Here is a 20231-nt window from a genome sequence, read left to right as displayed (position 1 = left end):
TGTCGGATTATGCCCGTCAGCCCTTGAGCGCGGTCAGCACCTCATCGAGCATTTTCTTGGCATCGCCGAACAGCATGCGGTTGTTGTCCTTGTAGAACAGAGGGTTGTCCACCCCTGCATAGCCCGAGGCCATGGAGCGCTTCATCACGATCGAGGTCTTGGCCTTCCACACTTCGAGCACCGGCATGCCCGCGATGGGGCTGGTGGGGTCATCGAGTGCGCTGGGGTTCACGATGTCGTTGGCGCCGATGACCATGGCCACGTCGGCCTCGGGGAAGTCCGCGTTGATCTCGTCCATCTCCATCACGATGTCGTAGGGCACCTTGGCCTCGGCCAGCAGCACGTTCATGTGGCCGGGCATGCGGCCGGCCACGGGGTGGATCGCAAAACGCACCTCCACGCCCTTGTCGCGCAGGGTCTTGGTGATCTCGTACACCGTGTGCTGGGCCTGGGCCACGGCCATGCCGTAGCCAGGCACGATGATGACGCTCTTGGCCTCGCGCAGCAGCTCGGCCGTCTCTGCGGAGCTGACGGGCACGGCCTCACCCTGGGGTTCTGCAGGGTCGCCCTTCTTGGCCGGTGTGCCCGCCCCCGAGCCAAAGCCCCCCGCGATCACGCTGATGAAGTTGCGGTTCATCGCGTTGCACATGATGTAGGACAGGATGGCGCCCGAGGAGCCCACCAGCGCACCGGTCACGATGAGCAGGTCGTTGGACAGCATGAAGCCCGTGGCCGCCGCCGCCCAGCCCGAGTAGCTGTTGAGCATGGACACCACCACCGGCATGTCGGCTCCCCCAATGGCCATGACCATGTGGATGCCGAACAGCAGGGCGATCACCGTCATCACGACCAGCGGCAGCAGGCCCTGCTCCATGGTTTCGGCGTGCAGAAACTCGCGGCCGAACCAGACCACCACCAGCAGGCCGGCCAGGTTGAGCCAGTGGCGCCCGGGCAGCAGCAGCGGCTTGCCGCCGATCTTGCCATTGAGCTTGCCAAAGGCAATCAGAGATCCGCTGAACGTGACGGCACCGATCAGGATGCCCACGTAGATCTCCACCTCATGGATGGTTTTCTCAACGCCCTGCAGCGGGATCGAGGTATCGACATAGCTGGCAAAACCCACCAGGCAGGCCGCCAGACCCACCAGGCTGTGCATGAGCGCAACCAGCTCGGGCATCTGGGTCATCTTGACGACCTTGGCGGCATACAGGCCGATGCCGCCGCCCATCACCAGCGCACCCACGATCCAGGCCATGCCGGATGGGCTGACACGCGGGCCAAACACGGTGGCCAGCACCGCCAGCGCCATGCCGACCATGCCGAACAGGTTGCCCCGGCGCGAGGTTTCGGGGTTGGAGAGCCCGCCCAGGCTCAGGATGAACAAAATGGCCGCGCCCAGGTAGGCAACGGTGGCGAGACTTTGGGACATGTTCTGTGCTCCTCGTTGTTCTTGTCGTTGTGTTTACTTGCGGAACATGGCGAGCATGCGGCGCGTCACCGCAAAGCCGCCGAACATGTTGACGGCCGTGAGCACGGTGGCGGCAAAGGCCAGCCAGAGGATCAGCCCGGCCGGGCGCCCGTTCAGGGTGGCGTCTGGCGGTGCGATCTGCACCAGCGCGCCGATGGCGATGATGCTGGAGATGGCGTTGGTCACGCTCATCAGCGGCGTGTGCAGCGCGGGTGTCACGTTCCACACCACCATGTAGCCGATGAAACAGGCCAGCACGAACACCGTGAAGTGCCCCAGGAAGGCCACGGGCGCATAGGCGCCGATGGCCCAGAACAAAACGGCCATCACCGCAAACACGATGGTCAGCGTCTTGGCGGACATGGGCGCGCCCGGACCATGGCTGGATTTCTTCTCGGCCACGGGGGCAGCCGCCTTGGGGGCCGGCGCTGGGGCCTGCTTGAGCGGCGGGGCGGGCCAGGTGATGGCGCCGTCCTTGACCACGGTAAGGCCCCGGATCGCATCGTCCTCAATGTTGACCACGGCCACGCCATCCTTGGCCTTGCAGAGCTCTTCCGTCAGGCGCAACAGGTTGTTGGCGTACAGCGTGGACGACTGCTTGGCCAGGCGCGAGGCCAGGTCGGTATAGCCGACGATGGTCACGCCATGGCGCACCACGGCTTCGCCGGGCACGGTCAGCTCGCAGTTGCCGCCCTGCTCGGCCGCCATGTCCACGATCACGCTGCCGGGCTTCATGCTCTGCACCATTTCGGCGGTGATGAGCTTGGGCGCGGGCTTGCCGGGGATCAGCGCGGTGGTGATGATGATGTCCACGTCCTTGGCCTGGCTTGCGTACATCTGGCGCTGCGCGGCCTGGAAGCCCTCGCTCATGACCTTGGCGTAACCGCCGCCGCCCGAGCCTTCCTCTTCATAGTCCACCTTGACGAATTCACCGCCCAGCGACTTGACCTGGTCAGCCACCTCGGCGCGCGTGTCGTTGGCGCGCACGATGGCGCCCAGGTTGGCCGCCGTGCCGATGGCGGCGAGGCCCGCCACGCCCGCACCCGCGATGAACACCTTGGCCGGCGGCACCTTGCCCGCCGCCGTGATCTGGCCGTTGAAGAAACGGCCAAAAGCGTTGGCCGCCTCGATCACGGCGCGGTAGCCGCTGACGCCTGCGGTGGAGGTCAGCGCGTCCATCTTCTGGGCGCGCGAGAGCGTGCGCGGCAGGCAGTCAATGGCCAGCACCGTGGCCTTGCGGGCCATGAGCTGCTGCATCAGCTCGGGGTTCTGCGCGGGCCAGATGAAGTCGATGAGCGTGGAGCCCTCACGCATCAGCGCCACTTCGTCGCTGCTGGGCGGGCGCACCTTGAAGACGATGTCGGAGGCCGCCCACAGCGCCGCAGCGCCACCGATGACCTCGGCCCCGGCGGCGCGGTAGGCATCGTCGCTGAAGTTGGCGGCGTCCCCGGCCCCCGACTCCACGGCGACCGTGAAGCCCAGCTTGATCAGCTTCTCCACCACCTCGGGCACGGTGGCCACGCGCTTCTCGCCGGGGAAGGTCTCCCTCGGTACGCCGATGCGCTGCGGCTGCGGGACGGGGCTGGTCTGCATGGGAAGTCTCCTCGAAGTTGCGTAATCGTTGTGCCAGGGCGCGTTGCGGGCGTCCGCCGGATCCGGTCAGCCCGCCCAGGGGCGTGCTGCGGCCTGCTTCTTGGCAAAGTAGGCGTCCACGGCCTCCAGAAGCTGCCGCTGCTCGGCGCTGGCGGGGGGCGTGATCTGCGCCGCGCCCTGCATCACGGAGCGCAGGGTCTGCACGTGGTAATCGGTGAACTTTTCGATGCTGCGCTCCAGCACGGCGGGCACTTCGCCCGGCGTCAAGGGGCGGTTGCGCAGCATGTGGGAGCTGGCGACCCAGAGGTTGCTCGCATCGGCATCGCCCAGGCCCAGATGCTGGCGCAGCAGGGCCAGCACGCCCTCTTTCTGTTCCACCGTCACGGCACCGGTCGCCTGCACCATGGCCAGGGCCAGCACGGCCACCACGTCCACCGGGTGCTCCAGCGCATACAGCGGCGGTGTGGCCGCCTTCTTGTTCCATGCGCGGCGGCGGAAGAAGGCCAGGGGATTGAGCCAGCCCACGTCGATGCCGAAGCGGCGCAGGGCCTCCATGGCCATGGTGAAGGTGATGATGAGCCCCAGGATTTCCAGAATGACAGCCATGGTGAATCTCCCTCTCTTGCTCTCGTCTTGCTCTTGTTTTTTTGGCCTGGTGGCCGGACTTACTTGGGTGCGGCCTCTGCGAGCGGGAACGGGAACGGCGGCACGGCCAGGTAGCCGTCCACCATGCCGACGCTCAGGCGCGCGGCCTGGGCCAGGTCATGTCCCCATTGCAGGGCCGGACGGCCGGCGGCCAGGAACTCTTCGTTGTTGCGCGTCTTGGGGCGCAGCAGCCGCTGGTCCACCAGCGCATCCACCACGACCCAGGCCCCAGCTTCGGTGGCATAGCGGTAGCTCAGGTGCGCGTACGGTGCATTCAGCATGATCTTCTGGCCCACCAGCCACTGCACGAGATCCGGCCGGTTCTTGTCGAGCCACTGGGCGCTGCTGCCCCAGCTCTTGAGGCGCAGGCAGTCCGCGCGCACGGGGCTGCCTGCAGCGGCATCCTCCACCGTGACATCTGGCTGGGGCGGGCAATGGCCTGTGCCTTGTGCAGAACCGCTCAGGTCGCCGCTGCGGTTGGTCTGCACACGCAGCACGGCCAGCCATGCCCCCTGCGCACCCCGCAGCCCCACGGAACGGGTTTGCAGCGGGGCACGGCCCGCCGCGTCGTCTGCGCTGCCCAGGTCTTGCCAGGCCCCTGGCGGCAAAACCAGGCGCGCACGGCCGACGGAATATTCCGCCTTCGGAGGGACGGTCAGCGGCGCACACGCCGTCATCAGCACAGCCAGGGCACAGGGCCACAGGCGCCGGAACTTCGAAATCATCAGAGTCATAGAGAAAGGTTCATGCGGATACGCCTTCAATCATCCCATCCAATGCCACCCCATTCCGTTCGGGTGGAGCGAAACCGGTCGGGTATTTGGGGCGGCGACCGGGGACCAGACGCTGCGCACGGTGCCCCGCCGGAAAAGCTGACCGCGAGCTTACATGAAGAAATTCTTATCGCTGTCGCCTTTGTCTGATGTAGAGGGAACTCCCCAGCCCGCGCTGCGTCCAGGCAAAAAAAAGCCCGGCAGCAAAAGCGGCCAGGCTGTACGGAAGGCCCCGTCGGGCCCTGTGCCAAGGTGGATCAGTTCACGACCTGCGCCAGCGCGCCCGAGGCGTACTGGGCGGCCACGACCTGCAGGCTGTGGCCCTTGATCTTGGCGCCCTGGCCTTCGCAGCCGAACTCCAGGTAGCGGGCCTTGCAGACCTGCTTGGCGGCTTCGCGGGCGGGCTTGAGCCATTCGCGCGCGTCGAACTTGTCGGGGTTCTCGGCCAGGAACTTGCGCACCGCGCCGGTCATGGCCAGGCGGATGTCGGTGTCGATGTTGATCTTGCGCACGCCGTGCTTGATGGCTTCCTGGATTTCCTCAACGGGCACGCCGTAGGTTTCCTTCATCTTGCCGCCGTACTGGTTGATGATGGCCAGCAGCTCGGCGGGCACCGAGGAGGAGCCGTGCATCACCAGGTGGGTGTTGGGAATGCGCTTGTGGATTTCCTTGACGCGGCTGATGGCCAGGATGTCGCCCGTGGGCTTGCGGCTGAACTTGTAGGCGCCATGGCTGGTGCCGATGGCAATCGCCAGGGCGTCGAGCTGGGTGGCCTTGACGAACACGGCGGCTTCCTCGGGGTCGGTCAGCATCTGGCTGTGGTCCAGCTTGCCCTCGGCGCCCACGCCGTCTTCCTCGCCGGCTTCGCCAGTTTCCAGGTTGCCCAGGCAACCCAGCTCGCCTTCCACCGTCACACCCACCTTGTGGGCCATGTCCACCACCTTGCGCGTCACTTCCACGTTGTAGTCAAAGGACGAGGGGGTCTTGCCGTCTTCCATCAGCGAGCCGTCCATCATCACCGAGCCAAAACCCAGGTCGATGGCACCCGAGCAGATCTTGGGCGAGGTGCCGTGGTCCTGGTGCATCACCAGCGGGATGTGGGGGAAGGCTTCGACGGCGGCCTGGATCAGGTGCTTGATGAAGGGCTCGCCCGCATATTTGCGCGCACCCGCGCTGGCCTGCAGGATCACGGGGGCGCCCACTTCGTCGGCGGCCGCCATCACGGCCTGGACTTGCTCCAGATTGTTGACGTTGAAGGCAGGGATGCCATAGCTGTGGGCAGCGGCATGGTCGAGCAGTTCGCGCATCGAAACGAGGGGCATGGTCGTGGGGTCCGTTCAGGGTTGAGGAAGGCGCTGTAGGCCAGGCAGGGCGGTGGTAACCGCTTGGTAACCCACAATTTTAACCGGGGGCCACATCCTGGGGCGAGGGCAAATCCAACCGGTAGCAGGTGGTAAAGGGGGCTGGCGCGGGCGCTGCACCAAAGCGCCCCCCGTGGATGTCCGCCACGCGGCGCAGGATTTCATGCCCCAGGTGCAGGCTGTCCACGGGGCGCTTTGCGGCCACGCCCCCACCGGCCGGAGCGCTGCGGGCGCCGTCATCGCACACCTGCAGCCAGGCGCCCCCTTGGTCCTGCACGCCCAGCTGCACCGCGATGCGGGTGCCGTCCGGCGTGTGCTGAAGCGCGTTCTCCACCAGGTTGCGCACGGCGCTGTCGAGCAGCACCGCGTGGCCCGGCACGGTCAATGCCGGCGGGGCCTGCAGCGCAATCTCGTCGCCACGCTGCCAGGCGGCCTGGGCATGGTCGGCGCACACGGCGCGCGCCAGCGCGCACAGGTCCACCGGGGCCTTGGCCTCGTGCAGCTCGGCCCGGCTGGCCCGTGCCAGGGCGAGCAGCTGGTCCAGCACATGGCCGGCGCGCAGGGCATCCTGGCCGATGCGCGCCAACGCCTGGGCCCGTTCGGCCTCGCCCAGCGGCCCCGCCAGGGCGCTGGCCTGCAGCGCAATGGAGGACAGCGGCGTGCGCAGCTCGTGGGCCACTTCGTTGGCCAGCCGGCGTTCGCGCACCATGGCGGCCTGCTGCCGGTCGAGCAGGGTGTTGATCGACGCCACCACGGACTCAAACTCGCTCCAGGCATGGCGTGACGCCAGGCGCTGCGTGCTGGCGGGGTCCAGCCCCGCCACATCGGCCGACAGCGCATACAGCGGCCGCAGGCCGCGCCACAGCGCCAACCCCAGGGCCAGCGACACCACGGGCAGCAGCCACAGGCCGGGTTCGATCATCTGCTCGGCAATGTCCTGGGCCAGCTCGTCGCGTTCGCTCAGCTGCAGCAGCACCATGATCTTGCGGCCCCGCGCCGCATCCCATTGCGAAAAGCTGCGCCAGGCCACCTGGTCCGGCCCCAGGCTCAGGTTGGCAAAGCCTTCGGCCTCGGTGAACGGCGGGGGCGGGGTAGAACCGCTCAGGGACAAGAGCCGCCCCTGCGCATCCCATTGCACCACGCTGATGGACTGCTGGTAGTCGTGGGTCTTGAGCCAGGGCGTAGGGGCCCGCGGCGTCACCTGCGGGCCCGCCATGGCCTCGGTGGCGCGCAGGTTGAGCAGCAGCGCCGCCACGCTGGCCAGGTGCCCGTCGGTGAGCTCATCGGCCTCGTGCACGCCCGTCTGGTAGCCGATGAACACAAAACTGCCCCACACCAGCGCCAGCGCCCCCAGCGACCACAGCAGCAACTGCCGGGTCAGCGAGGGCCGGCGGGCCCGCGCCGACGCTGCGGGCATGGCGGGCGGCGGGGCGCTCATCCCGCCACCTCCTGGGGCATGAAGTAGCCCACGCCCCGCATGGTCTGGATGCAGGCGCTGCCGAGCTTGCGGCGCAGGTGGTGGATGTGGACCTCCACGGCATTGCTCTCAATGGCCGCGTCCCAGCTGTAGAGGCGCTCCTCGATCTGCTGGCGCGAAAGCACCCGGCCCCGCGCCTCCAGCAGCACCAGCAGCACCGAGAACTCCCGGGGCGACATCTCCACCGGCCGGCCCTGCTGGCGCACGGTGCGCGTGGCCGGGTCCAGCTCGATGTCGCCATGGCGGATGGTGGGCGACGCACGGCCCGCCGCACGCCGCAGCAGCGCCCGCAGGCGCGCGTCCAGCTCGTCCACATCGAACGGCTTGGCGAGGTAGTCGTCCGCCCCCAGGTCCAACCCGGCGATGCGCTGGTGCACCTGGTCCCGGGCCGTGACGATGAGCACGGGCGTGGCGGGGTCGGGCAGCAGGGCGGGAGCCGCCGCACCGGCGGCGGGGCTCAGGCGCAGCCGCCGCAGCAGTTCGCTGCCATCGCCGTCCACCAGCCCCAGGTCCAGCAGCACGGCGTCAAACCGCTCGGCCCGCAGGGCACTCCAGGCGCTGGCCACGCCATCACTGACATCCACCGCATAGCCACGCTGCTGCAGGTTGGAGCGCAGGCCGCTGGCAATGCCCGCATCGTCTTCGACCACGAGTATTCGCATCGGGCCATTGTCGCAGCGCCCGCCACCCGCAAGCATTAAGACGAGGTTAAGTACGGCCCCCTATCGTGCCGGGCATGCCCTCTACACCGGTCACGCCCCCACCTGCCCCCGCCCGCCGCCACACCCTGTTGTTCTGGACCCTCGGGGCTTTGGCCTGCGTGCTGGCCTGGGACGCGGGCGGGCAGGACCTGGCCTTTGCCCAGCCCTTTGGTTCATCGGCCGGTTTTCCGATGCGGGACCAGTGGTTCTTCGTCCAGGTGCTCCACGAAAGCGCGCGCCGCCTGGGGTGGCTGCTGGTGCTGCTGCTGGCTCTGAGCGTGTGGTGGCCCCGGGGCGTGCTGCGGCGGCTCGATGCCAGCGAACGGCTGCAGATGGCCGTGAGCGCCCTGCTGGCACTGGCGGTGGTGAGCATTGCCAAGAACCTCAGCGCCACCAGTTGCCCCTGGGACCTGGCGCAGTTCGGCGGCGTGGCCCGCCATGTCTCGCATTGGGCGCTGGGGGTGCTGGACGGGGGCAGCGGGCGCTGCTTTCCGGCGGGCCATGCCTCGGCAGGGTTTGCGTTTCTGGGCGGCTACTTCGCCCTGCGCCACAAGGCGCCCACCGCCGCGCGCTGGTGGCTGGCAGGCTCGCTGCTGGCCGGGTTCGTACTGGGCGGGGCCCAGCAGGTGCGGGGCGCCCATTTCATGAGCCACACGCTGTGGACCGGCTGGCTGTGCTGGACCACCGGCTGGCTGTGCGACCTGGCCGCCACGGCGCTGCGGCCCCGCTTCCCGGCCTTTGCACACACCCGCCCACCCGCCGAGACGCCCCATGCTGCCCCTTGATCTGGCCCTGTTTCACGCCCTCAATGCAGACGCAGCCACCGCCCCCGCCGTAGTGACTGCGGCGCGGTGGGCCTCCGAGCAATTGCCGATTGCCATGGGCGGGGTGCTCGCAGGGGGCTTTGTGGTGGGCGGCCCCGCACAGCGGCGCGCCGTGGGCACCGCGCTGGCCGCGGTGCTGCTCGCGTGGATCGGCGTGCAACTGCTGAGGTACGCCGTTCCGGCGCCGCGCCCGGCCCAGCTGGGCCTGGGGGTGCAATGGATCGAGCACGCCGCCCGGGCGGGCTTTCCCAGCATGCATGCGGCGGGCGCATGGGCCCTGGCGGCCAGCCTGCAGCAGGCCTGCGCCGTGCCGCGCACCCTCGCCCTGGCAGGGTGGGCTGCAGCCCTGGCCATGGCCTGGAGCCGCATCTGCCTGGGGGTTCACTTTCCGTCCGATGTGCTGGCGGGCATGCTCATCGGCACCCTCAGCGCATGGGCCGTCCATGCGCTGGCCCTGCAGTCACGCCGTCTCAGCTGGCAACGCAGATTTTCAGCATATTGGTCCCGCCAGGCGCGCCCATGGGCTCGCCACAGGTGATGGCGTAGACATCGCCCTTTTGCACGATGTTGCGGCTCTTGAGGTGGCGCTCGGCCTGGTCCAGCGCGGTGTCGCGGTCGGCGCTGGTGTCCATGAGCAGGGGGCGCACGTTGCGGTACATGGCCATCTTGCGTTGCGTCGCCACCTTGGGCGTGAGGGCGTAGATGGGGATGCGGATGCTGTGGCGGCTCATCCACAAGGCCGTGGCACCACTGTCGGTCATGGCCACGATGGCCTTGGCGCCCAGGTGGTGGGCCGTGAACAGCGCGCCCATGGCGATGGACTGGTCGATGCGGCCGAAGGTCTGGCCAGTGAAGTCGGCATCCAGCTGGTGGTCTTCCGCCGCCTCGGCCGCAGCGCAGATGGTGGCCATCTCTTCCACGGTTTCGAGCGGATAGCGGCCGGCGGCCGTCTCGGCGCTCAGCATCACGGCATCGGTGCCATCCAGCACGGCGTTGGCCACGTCGCTCACCTCGGCGCGCGTGGGCACGGGGTTGGTGATCATGCTTTCCATCATCTGCGTGGCGGTGATGACGACCTTGTCCTGCTCGCGCGCCATGCGGATCATCTTCTTTTGCAGCGCGGGCACGGCCGCATTGCCCACCTCGACCGCCAGGTCACCGCGCGCCACCATGATGCCGTCGCTCACGCGCAGGATGGCTTCGAGGTGCGGGATCGCTTCGGCGCGTTCGATCTTGGCGATCAGGCCCGGCTTGTGGCGGTATTCGGCCGCCGCCACATTGCACAGCTGGCGCGCCATTTCCATGTCGGTGGCGTTCTTGGGAAAGCTCACCGCCACGTAGTCGGCCTGGAAGCTCATGGCCGTGCGGATGTCTTCCATGTCCTTGGCCGTGAGGGCCGGTGCCGTAAGGCCCCCGCCCTTTTTGTTGATGCCCTTGTTGTTGGACAGCTCGCCGCCGATCTTGACGGTGGTGTGCACCTCTTCGCCACGCACGGCATCCACCGTCAGCACGATCAGGCCGTCGTTGAGCAGCAGCAGGTCGCCCGCCTTCACGTCGCGCGGCAGCTCCTTGTAATCAAGGCCCACGCCGTCGATGTCGCCCAGCTCGGTGCGCGAGGCATCCAGCACAAACTTGGCGCCGGATTCGAGCATCACCTTGCCCTCGGCGAACTTGCCCACGCGGATCTTGGGGCCCTGCAGGTCGGCCATGATGGCCACCTCACGGCCTGCACGCTGCGCGGCGGCGCGCACCGTGGCCGCGCGGTCAATGTGGTCCTGCGCCTTGCCGTGGCTGAAGTTCAGCCGGACCACATTGACCCCGGCGCGGATCATGGACTCCAGCAATGCCGGGTCGCTCGATGCGGGGCCCAGGGTGGCAACAATCTTGGTGGCGCGGCGTGGCGACATGGGCTTGTCTCTTTCTGTGAATATGTAATCGGGTTTCAATTTTTACACGGAAGCGGTTACATACCGATTACCAAAAGGCGAAGGCGGCACATGGCCGCCACCCCAGCCTGGTGCCGGGGCCGCCCATCGCCAGCCAAGTTCAGAAGAACGGGTGTGACACCGCGTGCGCCAGCACATGGGCCAGGATGGCCGCCTCCAGCCCATGGCGCGCATAGAGCATGCCCGCCACCACCCCGAAGGCCGCGTTGCCCAGCAGCACAAAGGCCACCACCGGCAGGGTCAGCACGCCCGCCAGGGCCTGGGCCGCAGGCAAATGCCCCACCGCAAACAGCAGGGCGCTGAGCCCCACCGCCATCACCCGCAGCCCCGCGCGCGGGGCCCCCTGGCCGCGCTGCACCAGGCGCCAGCCCAGCCACAGCAGCAGGCTCATCAGCCCCCAGCGCACCAGCACCTCTTCGGTGATGCCGCCATACAGCAGCTTCACGCTCCAGGGCATGGCGCCCGCAGGGTCGGAGGGTTTCAGCGCATCGGGCGCCATGCGCGCCAGCGCCCACAGCCAGGCAGCCCCCGCCAGCCCGCCCCACAGGCCCGGCACAAGCTGCGACCGCAGCACCGGTGCCACCGGGCGGCCCGACAGCCACGCGGACAGGGCAGGCGCGCCCAGCCCCACGCGCGGAGCCAGCACCACCCCCAGCGCCACAGCCGCCGCCAGCAGCACCGCCGTCTGCAAGCCACTGAGCAGCACCACCGCCCACAGCGGCACCGGCAGCAGCGCCTGGTGGGCCGCCAGGGTGGGCAGCAGCGCCCCCACCACGGCCACCACACCGGGCATGCCCAGCAGCCAGAGCGCCAGCCCCTGGCGCCACCGCAGGCCACGCGCCGCGGCCACCGAGGCGGGCGATGCGATGGCGTGCTCCCTGTCCATGTGGCGGGCCGTCCGCCGCTCAGGCGCGCATCAGCGCTTCGATCTCGTCGGCCTTCACCGGCACGCCGCGCGTGATCAGCTCGCAGCCAGCGTCGGTGACGATGGCATCGTCCTCGATGCGGATGCCGATGTGGTGGAACGGCTCGGGCACGCCCGCAGCCGGACGCACATAGAGGCCAGGCTCGATGGTGAGCACCATGCCGGGCCGCAGCACGCGGCTGGGGCGGTTGGCGATGGTTTCTCCCGAGAGCGGGTCCTTGCGCTCGCTGACCTGGCCCACCTCGCCGGGCTCCACATAGCTGCCGCAGTCGTGCACGTCCATGCCCAGCCAGTGGCTGGTGCGGTGCATGTAGAACTGGAAGTAGGCCCGCTGCTCGATCACGTCCTGCACCGTGCCCACCTTGTTCCTGTCGAGCAGGCCCAGGTCCAGCATGCCCTGCGCGAGCACGGCCACGGTGGCATCGTGCGGGTCGTTGAAGCGCGCACCGGCCTTGGTAGCGGCCACCGCCGCATCCTGGCTGGCCAGCACCAGGTCGTACAGCGCGCGCTGCGGCCCGCTGAACCGGCCATTGGCCGGGAAGGTGCGCGTGATGTCGCTGGCGTAGCCATCGAGCTCACAGCCCGCGTCGATCAGCACCAGCTCGCCATCGCGCACCGGGGCGGTATCGGCCCGGTAGTGCAGCACGCAGGCATTGGCCCCCGCCGCGACGATGGAGCTGTAGGCCGGGTACTGCGAGCCCGCATCGCGGAACGCGTGCAGCAGCTCGGCATCGAGGTGGTATTCGCGCACATCCTCCCCGCCGCGCAGCATGCGGGCCGAGCGCTGCATGGCGCGGACATGGGCCTGGGCGCTGATGCTGCTTGCGCGACGCATGATGTCCTGCTCGTGCGCGTCCTTGAACAGGCGCATCTCGTCGAGCAGCGTGCACAGGTCGTTCTGTGCGGCGGGGCACAGCGCGCCGTAGCGCACACGTCCGCGCACCACGTTGAGCCAGCCCTCCACGCGCGCCGCCAGGCCGCTGTGCGTGGCGAAGGGGTGCCAGACGCAGCCCTGGTTCTCCAGCAGGCGCGGCAGCTTGCTGTCCAGCTCGGCCATCGAACAGGCGGCGTCCACCCCCAACGCGGCCGGCGCGGCCGCAGGGCCCAGGCGGTAGCCGTCCCAGATCTCGCGCTCCAGGTCCTTGGGCTGGCAGAACAACGTGCTGCGGCCGTCGTGGGCCAGCACCAGGCAAGCGCCGGGCTCGGTGAAGCCGGTCAGGTAGTAGAAGTAGCTGTCGTGCCGGAACAGGAAGTCGCTGTCCCGGTTGCGCGGACGCTCCAGCGCCGTGGGGATGATGGCGATGCCCCCTGGGCCCAGCTGGGCAGCCAGGTGCGCGCGGCGCTGGGCGTAGACGGAATGCGGGAACGTTGAGGTCATTCCCTATTTTTATCGCGAATTCGTCTCCCGCCGAATGACAGAGCCATTCCAGCCGAAAACAATTCCAAATTCGCAGATGGAAGTTCGTTGACAAACGAATTCAAATGAATACCATCGCATTCAAGACCACTTCTGGATGGATGCCATGGCCACCACCTCCACCACCATGGAGCCCCTCTCTGCCCGCATACCGAGCGACCTTTACCTCTGGTTGGCGCAGTTGCAGGTAGAAGGCGCCACCACCAACAGTGACAAAGTGCGTGTGCTGCTAGGCCAGCTCAAGCGCCACCACGATAGCGCCATGGACTACGTGGCAGCCCATGCCTGGGCGCGCGACATCACGGGCCGGCTGCGCGAATCGTTGGTACGAACCGAGGGCCAGACGGGGCGGCATTCAGAAGTGCTCAACGCCATGCTGGACCACGTCACCACTTGCCTGGCCATCGTAGTGAGCAACGCTCCGAGCACAGAGCAAGAGGCATCCCGCCTTGAAGACCTTCTGGTGCGGCGGGGCTTTGCCCTCAGTGAGACGCTACTGCGGCAAGCCACCACCACACAGGCCAGCGCTTACGATCCCGCCGTCGTGCAACGCCACGCCGCTGCAACCCTGGAGCTGGCCCACACCATTCATTCCCCCGTCTCAAAAGGAGCCTGACATGGCAGATTCGCTCAAGACACGCGTAGGACGCGTCATCACCGGCAGCGTGCATGCGCTGGTAGATCGCCTGGAAAACCAAGCCCCGTTGGCCATCATGGAGCAGTCACTGCGCGAAGCAAACGCCGTCATCGGCGATGTGCGCCATGAATTGGGGCTGGTCAGTGCCAACCGGCATCTGGCCCAGCAGCAGCATGCCCACCTCAATGGGCAGCACGGCACGCTGGCCGAGCAAATCGACCAGGCGTTGGCAGCCGGTCGCGAAGACCTGGCGCGGGCAGCGGTGGCCCGCCAACTCGACATTGAGGCCCAAATTCCGGTGCTTGAAACCACACTGGCCGAACTGGCCCGGCAAGAGAGTGAGCTGACAGGCTATGTGGCCGCCTTGTTAGCCAAACAACGCGAGATGGCCGATGCGCTCGAAGCCTTTCGCAAGAGCCGCGCCAGTACCAACCAGGCGGCATCGCCTCAATATGGCAACACAAGCTCCGCAGACCGGATGGATGCCGTGACTGGCGCTTTCGACCGCATCTACACGCGCCAGACAGGCCTGTCAGGCACGGACCGCAGCAACACACTGGACCAAGCCGCAAAACTCAAGGAGCTTGACGACCTGGTGCGAGAAAACAAGATCGCCGAACGCATGGCCCGCTTGAAGACGGGGCAATCGTGATCGTAGGACTGTTCACGGCCGCGGAGACCTGGCCTTTCGGCGTGGCCTTTGCGCTCATTGTGGGCATTGCACTGGTGGAAGGCTTGGGCATGCTGATCTCGCTGAGCCCAAGCAACTGGCTGGATGACCTGCTGCCCGACATCGACGGCGATACCGGTCTGGACCGGGTGCTGGGCTGGCTACACATCGGCAAAGTCCCGTCGCTGGTGCTGCTTGTCCTGTTCCTCGCGGGCTATGCCGTGTTCGGCTACAGCCTCCAAAAGGTAGCCCATGGGTTGCTGGGGGTCTACCTCCCCGTCTGGCTGGCGGGCCTGGTGGCGGTGGCCCCGGGCATGGCCACCGTGCGCAGCCTGGGAGCACTGATCGCTCACATCATCCCGCGCGATGAGACCTCGGCCGTGAGCGAGATGTCACTGATCGGGCGGCCCGGCGTTGTGTCTGCCGGCGCAGCCCGACGGGGGCTCGCCGCGCAAGCACGCGTACGCGATGCCCATGGCCGCACCCACTACCTGATGGTGGAGCCCAATGTGGACGACGAAGTCTTCGCCGAAGGTGCTCAGATACTCATCGTGCGCAAAATCGGCGCCTTCTATCGCTGCATTGCCAACCCTCATCCGGGACTGATGTAAGCACGAGAAACCGCCACACCAACACCAAACCAACCGAGGGAGAGTCCGAGAAATGAGCAACCTGATCGAAATGGGCGCGATTGCGGGCATTGCCCTGCTGGCCCTGCTGACCATTGGCATCGTGTTTTCGCGCCTGTACAAGCGCTCCACCAAGGAGACCGCGTTTGTGCGCACGGGCCTGGGTGGCCAGAAAGTCATCATGGATGGCGGCGCCATTCTGCTGCCAGTGTTCCACGAGCGCGTGCTGGTGAACATGAACACCCTGAAACTCGAGGTGGTGCGCCGCGCCAAGGAAAGCTTGATCACCAAGGACCGCATGCGTGTGGACGTGACGGCGGCCTTCTTCGTGCGCGTCAAACAGACCGAAGAGGCCGTGAGCATCGCCGCCCAAACGCTGGGCGCCCGCACCATGAGCCCCGAGGAGCTCAAGGCCCTGGTGGAAGACAAGTTCGTCGACTCGCTGCGCGCCACCGCCGCCACCATGACCATCCAGGAGCTGCAGGACAAGCGCCGCGACTTCGTGCAGGCCGTGCAGAACGCGGTGGCCGAAGACCTGGAGAAGAACGGCCTGGAACTCGAATCCGTCTCGCTGACCAGCCTGGACCAGACCGAAAAGCAGTTCTTCAACCCCAACAACGCCTTCGACGCCGAGGGCCTGACACGCCTGACCGAGCAGACCGAGGCGCGGCGCAAGCAGCGCAACGACGTGGAGCAGGACACCGAGGTGCAGGTGCGCACCAAGGACCTGGAGGCCACGCGCCAGAAGCTCACCATCGAGAAGGACCAGGAGTTCGCCTCGCTCTCGCAAAAGCGCGAGATCGAGACCACCCGTGCCGAGCAGGCCGCGCTGATCGCCACGCAGCAGGCCGAGCGCAGCCGCGAGGCCGAGGCCGCCAAGATCGAGGCCGAGCGCCAGGTGAGCCAGAAGCGCATCGAGGCCGAGCGCGAAATCAAGGCCGCCGAGATCGAGAAGAACCTGGTGATCCAGACGCGCGAGATCGAGCTGGAGCGCCACACCGAGACCAAGCGCGCCGAGCAGCGCAAGCAGGTGGAAATCGCGCGCCAGGACACGCAGATCGCCATTGCCACCAAGTCGCGCGAGCAGTCCGACGCCGACGCCGCCGCCAACCTGGCGCGCGCCGAGGCCGTGAAGGCCGAGGAAGCCGTGAACACCGCGCGCCAGGTGGCGGTGGCCGAGCGCGACAAGAACATCCAGCTGATCGAGGCCTCCAAGGACGCAGAACAGAACGCCATCGCAATCCGGGTGTCGGCATCGGCCGAGAAGGAGGCCGCGCTCGACCGTGCCGAGGCCATCACCATCGAGGCACGCGCCCGCCAGGCCGCAGCCCTGGCAGACGCCGAAGGCAAGCGCGCACTGAACGAGGCACTCAACACCCTATCGGCCGCACAGGTGGACCTGCAGGTGCGCAGCCTGCTGCTGCAGCAGTTGCCCCAGATCATCGAGCAGGCCGTGCGCCCCATGGAGAAGATCGACTCGATCCGCATCGTGCAGGTGGGCGGCATGCCTGGCAGCCAGGGCACGGCGACAGGTGGCAACGGGGCGCAGGGCACCTTCCCGGAACAGGTCATGAACTCTGCCCTGCAGTACCAGATTGCCAAACCCATCGTGGATGCGGTGATGAAGGATGCCGGCCTGTCCAACGAAGGCATTACCGGCATGGCGCAGAGCCTGGCGGGCATGCTGGGCAGTCAGCCGGTATCCACGCAAGCGCCTTCAGCTAGGCCAGCGGATTAAAGATCGGCGGCCCGGCTTCAGCCGGGTTGGTTCAGTTGCGCCAGCCGCTCGGGCGTGCCCACATCGGTCCAGCGGCCGGTGTAGAGCTGCGCACTGACGCGGCCATTGTCCATCGCACGGCGCAGCAGCGGCGCCAGCGGGGCTTTGATGCCACCGGGGTTGCCCGCCGGGATGTCGCACCAGGGCGGCGCAAACAGCTCGGCGCGCAGCAGCGCGATGGTGCTGTAGGTGTAGCGCGGCGTGGGATCGTCGGCGGGCAGGTTCAGCGCCAGGCCGTCGGCCGACAGGCCGAAATCGCCGCGCGGGTTGTGCGCGGGGTTGGGCACCAGCCACAGGTGGGCCAGGTGGCCGCTGGCCTCGAAGGCCTGCACGGCGGCACGGTCGAACACAAAGTCGGGCGCAAACACATCGCCCGCCGCCAGCCAGAACACGGGGCCCAGTTGCGGCAGCGCGCGCGCAATGCCGCCCGCCGTCTCCAGCGCAGCGCCAAAGTCCGCGCCTTCGTGGGAGTATGAAATTGATAGCTGCTTGCGCTTGCCTATCAATCGCTCGAGGCCAAAAACACTTGAAAAACAATCGCTGATCTGACGGCCCAGCCAGGCGGTGTTGATGAGCACCTGCTCCACACCCGCCGCCTGCAGCGCCGCCAGGTGCCACTGCAGCAGCGGCTGGCCCTGCACCTGCAGCAGGGGCTTGGGCGTGGTGTCGGTCAGGGGGCGCATGCGCTCGCCCCGGCCTGCGGCCAGCAGCATGGCGGGAACCTGGGGGCTGGGGACATTCACCGCGCCACGCTGCAGGGCGTGGCGGTCCACGGCCGTGGGCTCGAACAGCGCCAGCAGCGCGTCCATCAGGGCATGCGCCTTGGCCGAATGGTCGGCGCCGAAGTTGCACACATACACATCCAGCGTCACGGCGCACTGCTCGGGCCAGGTGTGCACGCACAGGTGCGACTCCGCCAGCAGCACCGTCGCCGTCACCCCCCCGGGGCCCTGGGCGGTGGCCGGAAACGCGTGGAACAACTGCCCCACGGCCTGCAGCCCGGCCGCACGCACGGCGTCGGTACAGGCGCCCCCCAGGGCGGTGGCATCCAGCAGCCAGGCGCTGGCGCAGCGGCAGCCCTGGAGATCGGCGGTGAGGTGCAGTCCTTGCATGGCCCGCACTGTAGTGCATTGCCGCCGAGACCCTGGCCTCCCGCAGGGCCTGCGCGCGCCCCCCCGAGGCCAGCCGGTAAAATACCGGGTTTCCCCTGAACCACCCACCCTGAACCCTCCCCCATGGCCAACACCCAGCAATCCCAACAGATGGCAAATGCGATCCGCGCATTGGCCATGGACGCCGTTCAACAAGCCAACTCCGGCCACCCCGGCGCCCCCATGGGCATGGCCGACATGGCCGTGGCACTGTGGAGCCGCCACCTCAAGCACAACCCCACCAACCCCCAGTGGTTTGACCGCGACCGGTTTGTGCTCTCCAACGGCCACGGCTCCATGCTGCTGTACGCGCTGCTGCACCTCACGGGCTACGACCTGCCCATCGGCGAACTCAAGAACTTCCGCCAGCTGCACAGCAAGACGCCAGGACACCCCGAAGTGGGCTACACCGCTGGTGTGGAAACCACCACCGGCCCCCTGGGCCAGGGCATCACCAACGCCGTGGGCTTTGCGCTGGCCGAAAAGCTGCTGGCTGCCGAGTTCAACCGCGAAGGCCATGCCGTGGTGGACCACCACACCTACACCTTCCTGGGCGACGGCTGCCTGATGGAAGGCATCAGCCACGAGGCCGTGTCGCTCGCCGGCGCCTGGAAGCTCAACAAGCTGATCGCGCTGTATGACGACAACGGCATCAGCATCGACGGCCAGGTCGCCCCCTGGTTTGCCGACAACACGCCCCTGCGCTTCGTGGCCAGCGGCTGGAACGTGATCGGCCCCATCGACGGCCATGACGCCGACAAGGTGGCCGAAGCCATCGTCGAAGCCAAGAAGCAGACCGAGCGCCCCACCCTCATCGTGTGCAAGACGCACATCGGCAAGGGCAGCCCCAACCGCGTGAACACCGCCAAGGCCCACGGCGAGCCCCTGGGTGCCGAAGAAATCGCGCTGACCCGCGAAGCCCTGGGCTGGACCAGCGAGCCCTTCGTGATCCCCGAAGACGTGTACGCCGGCTGGGACGCCAAGGCCAGCGGCCAGAGCGCAGAAGCCGCCTGGAACGAGCGTTTTGCTGCCTACACCAAGGCCTTCCCCGAGCTGGCCGCAGAGCTGACGCGCCGCATGGAGGGCAACCTGCCCGCCAACTTCGCCCAAGTGGCCGTCGATACAGTGGTGGCGGCCCACACCAAGGGCGAGACCGTGGCCAGCCGCAAGGCCAGCCAAATGGCGCTGGAAGCCTTCACCGCCGCGCTGCCCGAACTGCTGGGCGGCAGCGCCGACCTGACCGGTTCCAACCTCACCAACACCAAGAGCACGCCCAACCTGCGCTTTGACATGCAGGGCCACGTTGTGAAGAACGAGGCTGGCGTCGGCGGCCGCCACATCAACTACGGCGTGCGCGAATTCGGCATGGCCGCGATCATGAATGGCGTGGCGCTGCATGGCGGCTTCATCCCCTACGGCGGCACCTTCCTGACCTTCAGCGACTACAGCCGCAACGCCATCCGCATGGCGGCGCTGATGAAGCAGCGCGTGATCCACGTGTTCACGCACGACTCCATCGGCCTGGGCGAAGACGGCCCCACGCACCAGTCCATCGAGCATGTGGCCAGCCTGCGCCTGATCCCGAACCTGGACGTGTGGCGCCCCGCCGACACGGCCGAGACCGCCGTGGCCTGGAGCGTGGCCCTGTCCAACCGCAACAAGCCCACCGTGCTGGCCCTGTCGCGCCAGAACCTGCAACACCTTTCTGCTGTGGCGCCCAAGCGCGACCTGGGCGAGATCTCGCGCGGCGCCTATGTTCTGGCTGAGCCCGCCGATGTGGGCCTCAAGAAGAAGGCCGTGGCCGTGATCATCGCCACCGGCTCTGAAGTGCAGCTGGCCCTCAAGGCCCAGCGCCTGCTGGCCGACAAGAAGATCGCCGTGCGCGTGGTCTCCATGCCCAGCACCACCACCTTCGACCGCGAAGACGCCAAGTACAAGAGCAGCGTGCTGCCCGCCGGCGTGCCCCGCGTGGCCGTGGAAATGGGCGTGACCGACGGCTGGTGGAAATACGGCTGCGCCGCCGTGGTCGGCATCGACACCTACGGCGAATCGGCCCCCGCACCCGTGCTGTTCAAGCACTTCGGCTTCACCGAAGAGAACGTGGCCGACGCGGTGCTGGTCGCCATCGGCGCTGCACGGCTCAAGCCCGCCAAGAAGGCCGGCAAGGCCAAGGCCCACTGAGACTCCTCCCGCCCGCTGCATGCCCACTGCAGTGGGCGCGCCACGGCAAGTTCCTG

18 protein-coding genes and 1 pseudogene are annotated in these 20231 nt (G+C 67.7%); 7 read left to right on the top strand and 12 right to left on the bottom strand.

From position 1 onward, the window contains the following. Positions 1 to 16: 16 nt before the first annotated feature. From pntB to DBV10_RS08440, 7 genes are all read right to left on the bottom strand, one after another. Complete coding sequence (pntB, locus tag DBV10_RS08470) at positions 17 to 1429, bottom strand: Re/Si-specific NAD(P)(+) transhydrogenase subunit beta (protein WP_124512527.1); 1413 nt, start codon at positions 1427 to 1429, stop codon at positions 17 to 19. Between the two features lie 33 nt (positions 1430 to 1462). After that, positions 1463 to 3061: a Re/Si-specific NAD(P)(+) transhydrogenase subunit alpha gene (locus DBV10_RS08465; protein ID WP_124512525.1), complete on the bottom strand. Its 1599-nt coding sequence runs from the start codon at positions 3059 to 3061 to the stop codon at positions 1463 to 1465. A 66-nt stretch (positions 3062 to 3127) separates the two neighbouring features. Further along, positions 3128 to 3667, bottom strand: a complete 540-nt coding sequence (locus tag DBV10_RS08460) for a phenylacetic acid degradation protein (RefSeq protein ID WP_124512523.1) — start codon at positions 3665 to 3667, stop codon at positions 3128 to 3130. Positions 3668 to 3726: 59 nt separating this feature from the next. Next, positions 3727 to 4431, bottom strand: coding sequence for a hypothetical protein (locus DBV10_RS08455; protein ID WP_370451122.1), 705 nt, complete (start codon positions 4429 to 4431; stop codon positions 3727 to 3729). 305 nt (positions 4432 to 4736) lie between these two features. Next, positions 4737 to 5801 carry a class II fructose-bisphosphate aldolase gene (gene fba / locus DBV10_RS08450; protein WP_124512519.1) on the bottom strand — a complete coding sequence of 355 codons (1065 nt, stop codon included), beginning with the start codon at positions 5799 to 5801 and terminating at the stop codon, positions 4737 to 4739. A 79-nt stretch (positions 5802 to 5880) separates the two neighbouring features. After that, complete coding sequence (locus tag DBV10_RS08445) at positions 5881 to 7278, bottom strand: histidine kinase dimerization/phospho-acceptor domain-containing protein (protein ID WP_233589852.1); 1398 nt, start codon at positions 7276 to 7278, stop codon at positions 5881 to 5883. Then, complete coding sequence (locus DBV10_RS08440; protein ID WP_124512516.1) at positions 7275 to 7979, bottom strand: response regulator transcription factor; 705 nt, start codon at positions 7977 to 7979, stop codon at positions 7275 to 7277. Before DBV10_RS08440 ends, DBV10_RS08445 begins: the two co-directional genes overlap by 4 nt. 74 nt (positions 7980 to 8053) lie before the next feature. On the opposite strand from DBV10_RS08440, the gene DBV10_RS08435 reads away from it, so the two are divergent. Further along, positions 8054 to 8803: a phosphatase PAP2 family protein gene (locus DBV10_RS08435; protein ID WP_124512514.1), complete on the top strand. Its 750-nt coding sequence runs from the start codon at positions 8054 to 8056 to the stop codon at positions 8801 to 8803. Then, positions 8790 to 9380, top strand: coding sequence for a phosphatase PAP2 family protein (locus tag DBV10_RS08430; protein WP_124512512.1), 591 nt, complete (start codon positions 8790 to 8792; stop codon positions 9378 to 9380). The genes DBV10_RS08435 and DBV10_RS08430 overlap by 14 nt, the downstream gene beginning before the upstream one ends. Here DBV10_RS08430 and pyk read toward each other — a convergent pair. The 3 genes from pyk to DBV10_RS08415 form a co-directional block, all read right to left on the bottom strand. After that, positions 9313 to 10749: a pyruvate kinase gene (gene pyk / locus DBV10_RS08425; RefSeq protein WP_124512510.1), complete on the bottom strand. Its 1437-nt coding sequence runs from the start codon at positions 10747 to 10749 to the stop codon at positions 9313 to 9315. The two genes, DBV10_RS08430 and pyk, sit on opposite strands and share 68 nt — an antisense overlap. Before the next feature lie 139 nt (positions 10750 to 10888). Then, entirely contained in the window at positions 10889 to 11674 is a 786-nt protein-coding gene (locus DBV10_RS08420; RefSeq protein ID WP_124512508.1) for a CPBP family intramembrane glutamic endopeptidase, read from the bottom strand. Positions 11675 to 11693: 19 nt separating this feature from the next. Further along, complete coding sequence (locus DBV10_RS08415) at positions 11694 to 13091, bottom strand: aminopeptidase P N-terminal domain-containing protein (protein ID WP_124512506.1); 1398 nt, start codon at positions 13089 to 13091, stop codon at positions 11694 to 11696. A 145-nt stretch (positions 13092 to 13236) separates the two neighbouring features. Here DBV10_RS08415 and DBV10_RS08410 point away from each other — a divergent pair, with 145 nt between their 5' ends. From DBV10_RS08410 to DBV10_RS08395, 4 genes are read left to right on the top strand one after another with little or no spacing between them, the layout of a single operon-like run. After that, entirely contained in the window at positions 13237 to 13746 is a 510-nt protein-coding gene (locus DBV10_RS08410) for a hypothetical protein (RefSeq protein WP_124512504.1), read from the top strand. A 1-nt stretch (position 13747) separates the two neighbouring features. Continuing rightward, positions 13748 to 14419: a PspA/IM30 family protein gene (locus DBV10_RS08405; protein WP_124512502.1), complete on the top strand. Its 672-nt coding sequence runs from the start codon at positions 13748 to 13750 to the stop codon at positions 14417 to 14419. Next, positions 14416 to 15048, top strand: a complete 633-nt coding sequence (locus tag DBV10_RS08400) for a YqiJ family protein (RefSeq protein ID WP_124512500.1) — start codon at positions 14416 to 14418, stop codon at positions 15046 to 15048. The genes DBV10_RS08405 and DBV10_RS08400 overlap by 4 nt, the downstream gene beginning before the upstream one ends. A gap of 52 nt (positions 15049 to 15100) precedes the next feature. After that, positions 15101 to 16804 carry a flotillin family protein gene (locus tag DBV10_RS08395; protein ID WP_124512498.1) on the top strand — a complete coding sequence of 568 codons (1704 nt, stop codon included), beginning with the start codon at positions 15101 to 15103 and terminating at the stop codon, positions 16802 to 16804. 17 nt (positions 16805 to 16821) lie between these two features. On the opposite strand, the gene DBV10_RS22885 is transcribed toward DBV10_RS08395, so the two are convergent. Next, positions 16822 to 17556, bottom strand: a complete 735-nt coding sequence (locus DBV10_RS22885) for a nucleotidyltransferase family protein (protein ID WP_199740069.1) — start codon at positions 17554 to 17556, stop codon at positions 16822 to 16824. A gap of 27 nt (positions 17557 to 17583) precedes the next feature. Then, a pseudogene (locus DBV10_RS22880) lies at positions 17584 to 17955 on the bottom strand (S-adenosylmethionine decarboxylase family protein); the annotation flags it as partial. 123 nt (positions 17956 to 18078) lie between these two features. Between DBV10_RS22880 and tkt the strand changes: the two are divergent. Continuing rightward, positions 18079 to 20175, top strand: a complete 2097-nt coding sequence (gene tkt / locus DBV10_RS08385) for a transketolase (protein ID WP_124512494.1) — start codon at positions 18079 to 18081, stop codon at positions 20173 to 20175. The last annotated feature ends 56 nt before the right edge of the window (positions 20176 to 20231 follow it).

This window comes from Acidovorax sp. FJL06, from assembly GCF_003852545.1.
Taxonomy (GTDB): domain Bacteria; phylum Pseudomonadota; class Gammaproteobacteria; order Burkholderiales; family Burkholderiaceae_C; genus Acidovorax.
The sequence above is the reverse complement of the archived record's forward strand: the minus strand, read 5'-3'. Positions and strand labels throughout refer to the sequence as shown.

Bases quoted from the DNA above. Each gene is read 5' to 3' on its own strand.
- pntB (WP_124512527.1), bottom strand. From the start codon at position 1,429: ATGTCCCAAAGTCTCGCCACCGTTGCCTACCTGGGCGCGGCCATTTTG.
- DBV10_RS08460 (WP_124512523.1), bottom strand. From the start codon at position 3,667: ATGGCTGTCATTCTGGAAATCCTGGGGCTCATCATCACCTTCACCATG.
- fba (WP_124512519.1), bottom strand. From the start codon at position 5,801: ATGCCCCTCGTTTCGATGCGCGAACTGCTCGACCATGCCGCTGCCCAC.
- DBV10_RS08420 (WP_124512508.1), bottom strand. From the start codon at position 11,674: ATGGACAGGGAGCACGCCATCGCATCGCCCGCCTCGGTGGCCGCGGCG.
- DBV10_RS08455 (WP_370451122.1), bottom strand. From the start codon at position 4,431: ATGATTTCGAAGTTCCGGCGCCTGTGGCCCTGTGCCCTGGCTGTGCTG.
- tkt (WP_124512494.1), top strand. From the start codon at position 18,079: ATGGCCAACACCCAGCAATCCCAACAGATGGCAAATGCGATCCGCGCA.
- DBV10_RS08465 (WP_124512525.1), bottom strand. From the start codon at position 3,061: ATGCAGACCAGCCCCGTCCCGCAGCCGCAGCGCATCGGCGTACCGAGG.
- DBV10_RS08445 (WP_233589852.1), bottom strand. From the start codon at position 7,278: ATGAGCGCCCCGCCGCCCGCCATGCCCGCAGCGTCGGCGCGGGCCCGC.
- DBV10_RS08405 (WP_124512502.1), top strand. From the start codon at position 13,748: ATGGCAGATTCGCTCAAGACACGCGTAGGACGCGTCATCACCGGCAGC.
- DBV10_RS08410 (WP_124512504.1), top strand. From the start codon at position 13,237: ATGGCCACCACCTCCACCACCATGGAGCCCCTCTCTGCCCGCATACCG.
- DBV10_RS08430 (WP_124512512.1), top strand. From the start codon at position 8,790: ATGCTGCCCCTTGATCTGGCCCTGTTTCACGCCCTCAATGCAGACGCA.
- DBV10_RS08395 (WP_124512498.1), top strand. From the start codon at position 15,101: ATGAGCAACCTGATCGAAATGGGCGCGATTGCGGGCATTGCCCTGCTG.
- pyk (WP_124512510.1), bottom strand. From the start codon at position 10,749: ATGTCGCCACGCCGCGCCACCAAGATTGTTGCCACCCTGGGCCCCGCA.
- DBV10_RS08440 (WP_124512516.1), bottom strand. From the start codon at position 7,979: ATGCGAATACTCGTGGTCGAAGACGATGCGGGCATTGCCAGCGGCCTG.
- DBV10_RS08415 (WP_124512506.1), bottom strand. From the start codon at position 13,091: ATGACCTCAACGTTCCCGCATTCCGTCTACGCCCAGCGCCGCGCGCAC.
- DBV10_RS08435 (WP_124512514.1), top strand. From the start codon at position 8,054: ATGCCCTCTACACCGGTCACGCCCCCACCTGCCCCCGCCCGCCGCCAC.
- DBV10_RS22885 (WP_199740069.1), bottom strand. From the start codon at position 17,556: ATGCTGCTGGCCGCAGGCCGGGGCGAGCGCATGCGCCCCCTGACCGAC.